The organism is Mycobacterium sp. E740 (assembly GCF_001672895.1).
Classification (GTDB): Bacteria; Actinomycetota; Actinomycetes; order Mycobacteriales; family Mycobacteriaceae; genus Mycobacterium.
Genome location: NZ_LZKP01000034.1, coordinates 1 through 4919, shown reverse-complemented (window position 1 = coordinate 4919; position 4919 = coordinate 1). Strand labels below are relative to the sequence as shown.

At 58.1% G+C, this 4919-nt stretch carries 3 protein-coding genes; 1 reads left to right on the top strand and 2 read right to left on the bottom strand.

Annotated features, from left to right (window positions below; translation table 11 throughout):
* On the bottom strand, positions 1-2569 hold a 2569-nt coding region (locus A5663_RS23465), incomplete at its 3' end, for a hypothetical protein (protein WP_231976664.1).
* 238 nt (positions 2570-2807) lie between these two features.
* Positions 2808-4445: a recombinase family protein gene (locus tag A5663_RS03270; protein ID WP_068143844.1), complete on the bottom strand. Its 1638-nt coding sequence runs from the start codon at positions 4443-4445 to the stop codon at positions 2808-2810.
* Positions 4446-4835: 390 nt separating this feature from the next.
* On the opposite strand from A5663_RS03270, the gene A5663_RS23460 reads away from it, so the two are divergent.
* Positions 4836-4919: hypothetical protein (locus A5663_RS23460; protein ID WP_231976665.1), on the top strand; the 84-nt coding region annotated here is incomplete at its 3' end.

The following is a 4919-nucleotide window of genomic DNA, read 5'->3' as shown; positions in this document are numbered from 1 at the left end:
CAATTCCGCTTTCAGCAGACTCGAACTCTCCGGCATATACCTCCAGGTAGACGCGGAGGCAGCGCATGGTGATCTTGTCGTACTCGTTGGCGTCCTGCTCAAGCGCAGGCATCATTATCAGAGCCTCTCGGTACTGACCACTGCTGATGAAGCCGTTGACCTGGTCCATCAGATCGTGAGCGCTCACGGTGCCGCTTGCGTCCCGTTCGATGAGCTTGTTCAACTCATCAATGACAATCTGAATCGATGCGTTAGCCGTGTACTCGTCTCGGTTTCTCAGATGTGTGCGGACCAGCTTGGCCGTCTCGAATATGAAACCTCGAAAGGTTTCGGTGCTCTTGTCGAGATCCACGCTGAGCAGTAGCGCGAGGTTCATTTGAGCGAACGGGGCGACGTATCCGACTGACTCTCCCGCGGACGACAGGTCTACCAGAACCGACGACAACGCCTGCAGCATAAGGAATTCCGTGACCGGAGTTTTCGGCAGCAAGTCCATGCCGTCAACCGCAGCCTTCGACATTTCGATCGAGCCGGTCATGTCACCACGCGCCAGATAGCACCTTCCGATCTCCAGCATTAACATCGCGCGGCAATATCCGAAATTTCTACGATGCCGCTCACTGAGACTCGTCAAAGGTTCTTGTGAGTCGAGAAGTTCGAGCAGGGAAGTTGCGTGTAAGAGGAGCTGATCGACAGCGAAGAATTCAAACGCGTTCCGCATCCCGTCGATCCACCCGAGAAGGTTGTACATAATCATCAGGGCCTGCTCTTGTAAGACACCTGGTGGTACGGCTTCCAAGTAGGTGAGTCGGAGAATTTCGTGTACTAGCGGGTGTATCGCGATAGTTTCACTGGCGGCATTTTGATTTCCTGACGCGTCCAAATTCATAGCTCGTTGGGCGATGCTTTGCGTACGGAGGGTAGAGATTACGCTCCGCGATACCCGTTGATCGACGACTGTGGGCCCCGGCAGCTTGCTGAGATCAATATTTCTCGAATTTGGAGTTGATGAAATTATGAAGTTGAGTGGCAACAACTCAGGCGCGAGAAGAGCGCCATGATAAAGAACGGCTTCGGCTTGTCGACGTTCGTCCGCGGAGACTAAACCCTGGCCCAGGTTCTTGACCGCCAACTTGATGGCTTGAAAAGCGGTGCGGTCGAAGCCTGCGGGTATGGCTCGCATATCGTCGAGCGCATCGAGTTTCTCGAAGTAGCTGTTTGACAGATCGTTTAGCGTTCCCTCGGCATTACGGAAATACACTCCAGCCATACTCACTGCCAGTGGGATTAGGCCCAACCGTGAGACGATTTCTCCAACCAGATCCTTATCGTACCCATCCGGAAGATCTGCGTAATTTGCGAAGCAGGCAATTGCTTCTTCCGGGGAAAACTCTCCTACCGGCAGCATCTGCGCCCCGGAAAACCAACTACCGGTGCTGTTTGTCGTGGTGATCACGACTGAGCCGTTTCCCGTGGTCGGCATGTACTTTTGCAACGCGAGCATGGACGGCGCGTTGTCGAACACCACCAACCAGGGGCCAGGATGAGCTGCGAGCGCCCCCACGAAGTCCGCCGACGCATCTGCGCCTTCCCCGAAGGTCTTTCCGGTCAGGTCGTGGGTGAGCGAGCGTACCCGTGCAGCCGTGATCGATGGAGTCCGCGAATCGATCCACATAATTTCGCTGTATCCGTTGTGTTTGATATGGCAAAAGTCCGCAGCCAGAGCGGATTTCCCGTTGCCGGTCCGTCCCGCCAAGATCGCGACTGAAGGAATGCGCCCATCCGGATCCTGCATCCTCTGCTGAAGAGTCGTGTTGAGTTGCTCCAGAAGCGTGAGCCGGGGGACCGTCGCTTGGAACGTAGGAATCCCGGCTACAGGCACTCCCCAGTCGAAAGCACCTGCCGCCTCAGCAATTTCTCGATCAGGCATCGACATTGCCTCGATGACTTCAAGAGCAGTTAGCCGGCGCTTGGCTTCACCAGCTGCGGCGCTGAAGATCTTGTGAAGAAGAACCACTGCCACAATTCGGCAGCTCACGCGGCCCTGACTCTTACCATTTTCCGCTCGAAACTGCCTCACAAGTTCGACAACAGAATCGGTCAATTCACCAATGGTCCTCGAATCGACCGTGATGGTTTCACTGCCTGGGCGAAGGTTTTCGCCTTCATTTGCGGCGTATTCGATGATCTGGCCGTCTTCACCAGCGACTCGGCATGCCTCCCTCAGCTTTTCAGACAACGGCCTGTTTGTATTCAGTCGGACGTTGGGCACTTTTCCGTCGTTGAGTTTTTCGAACACCTCCTTGGCTTCGGAGGGAATCAGTTCCCGTCCCACGCGCGACGACTTCACTTGCGCCCGTGTGTCAATCGCTTCGTCCACCTCGATGGCGAAGTCAACGATGTCGTCGTGCTGTTGCGAAGCGCCTAGGGAGGCGGATTCGATGTGCAGGGCTATGGTGCCGACCTTGTCGAGATTCTCGCGTAGGAACCGCAAGAAGTACTCGGCCGTCGTCACGAACTGAAAGTTGAAACCGTACGCAGCGTTTGTACCGCCATCAGTAGTCGTCATAAAGACCCACCCCTTTACGCGTGCCGTCGTGACAAACGACCAGCGCTTGCGAAATTAGCAGTCCGGGGGACAGGTCCCCTCCTGTCGGCTCCCTTTGGAATCGCTCAGGCGCATCCTGTGCCTAGCATGCGTGGACGAAAGACAGGAGCAGGCGGGCCTTGGCCGGAGAACTGGTTTCCAGACAACCCGGCAGTTGTGGCCGATGACCTCTGCGCTAGGAACTGGAACTATTCGACGCTCAGCTGTTCGGCGGTCGGGAACCCGACGCTAGGTCGAGAGTGTGTGACCTCTGCCCGTCGGGGCCGACAATCACCACGCCGTCGCCGCTCAGCTCCATACCCGCTACCCCGTTCTTTCCCATGGCTTCGAAGATCTCCTGCCATTGAGCCGCAGCTCCGCGGGCGTTCATCTGCTGCGTGAGCGTGCCGAGGTCTCCAAGGTCCAAATTGGTTCCCCCACGGCTGAACTCGGCTCTCACGTTCATCGTTCGGAGCCAGACGTTCCTCGCGGTCACGTCCTGGGTTTCCCACCAGTCGCCGAACCTCTCGCCCGTCGGCTGCCACGTCCATCCTGAGGGTTTCACCTCGTCGGCGGATAGCTTCTCCTGGCGGGCTACAAGCGTCTCGATGCGAGCCATCAGAGCGTCGTATTGAGGTGTCCCAGTGCGGAACGTGGGGGTTCCGATGAAGCCCGTCACTTCCACCAGTTCGGCGTTGATCTCCTCTAACTCTGCTGAGTTGTCAGAGCCTGAATCCCATACACGCTCAAGCCTTTCGGACTCACCGAGCAACGTAACGATCGAACGATCTACTAGCGCATCGATTTCGTCCGCGCGAATCGTCTTGTTACCGCACTTGACGGCTTGAGTCATCGACTGGCACCGGTAGCGGGGATACTGGCTATGGCTACCGCCGTTGAACTTGTACGCGGGCTTTTGACAAATCCCGCAGTGGAGGACACGCAGGAGCAGCGACGAAGAGCGCTCGGTCGGCTCACCACGTTTGGATCTGCTGACCAGTTCAACCCGTAGCCGCTCGAACATCTCGCGAGCCAAGATCGGCTCAGCACGGACGATAGGGGAGCCGTCGTCACCACGGATCGGCTTGCCGTTGGCGCCGGTTACTCGTCCGAGCATTGCCTCACTAAGGAGTGACCGCTTGAGCGGGGTCACGCTCCACGCAGTTCCCTTCGTTGGCTTGCCTTGCCGTCGAAGGGTGTGATCTTTCGGGGTGAGGACACCGCGACGGGTCAGATCGTGGGCAATCCGTTGTAGGGGCTCTCCGTCGACTGCTCGACGGGCAACCTCATGGATCACCTTCACCTGTTCGTCGTCCTGGACCAATCGCCAGTCACCGTCGACCTTCTCGGGTCGGTACCCCCACGGGGGTTGCGACCCCCGGTACCTACCCGCCCGGATGTTGTGACGGGCCGTGGAGGCATTGCGCTCTGAGATCGCCTCAAGCTCCATCTGAGCGACGGTGCCCATGAGCGCAATAACGACCCCGGCGAATGGTGTCGTGGTATCGAAGTGCTGTTCGGTAGCCGACACGAGGGTCTTGCCATGGTCGTCGCACCAATACACAAGCTCTTGGAGATGCCGCAGCGACCGGGTGAACCTGTCAACCCGGTACGAGATCAGGACGTCGAACTCGTCGCTGCGCTCACGCAACCAATTGGCCAGTTGGGGCCGCTTTTTGCGGTCGAATGGATCGACTGAGCCGGACACGTCCAAGTCTTCGGCGACTCCGATTTCGTCGTACCCGCGCTGTGCGATCAGCTCACGGCAAATGGCAAGCTGCCGTTCGGGGGAGGTGGTGGCCTCGGTTACTCGAGAGAGGCGAGTAACCACAAGTGCTCGTTTCCCCTGCTTCAGCATGGCTTAAATCTAGACCACCGAGACGGCCGTCGTCGACAAGCCCGAAGAGCCGGCTGATGATGGCCACGGCCACGGCCATCACGGCCACGCGCACTAGATCGTTTCTGACGAAGCACCCCTGGTCAAAAGACCGGGGGTGTTTTGTTGGTCGGAGGTGCGAACCGTCGAGCGTGCGTTCAGCGCGAAAAAAGCACCTAAATCTCGCGCTCAGCTCACGCTCGATGATGAAGAGATGCCGCAGATGCGTTCACCGTGATCGTTTCTGCGGGCCGCGAGCGCGCAACTAGAAACGCCTTCTGGCCCCAGAGCGTATGTAGGTGAGCACTCGTGGGGCCGTCGAATCTGCCCGCCGCAGGAATGTGATGCCGGTTCCGCGCCGTTGCATCCGAGGTGACGATTCGACTCGGATTGCAGATTCCCAACTTCTCCTACGGCACGCCGGTGGCCGAGTTGTTCCCGGCCGTGATAGCCCAG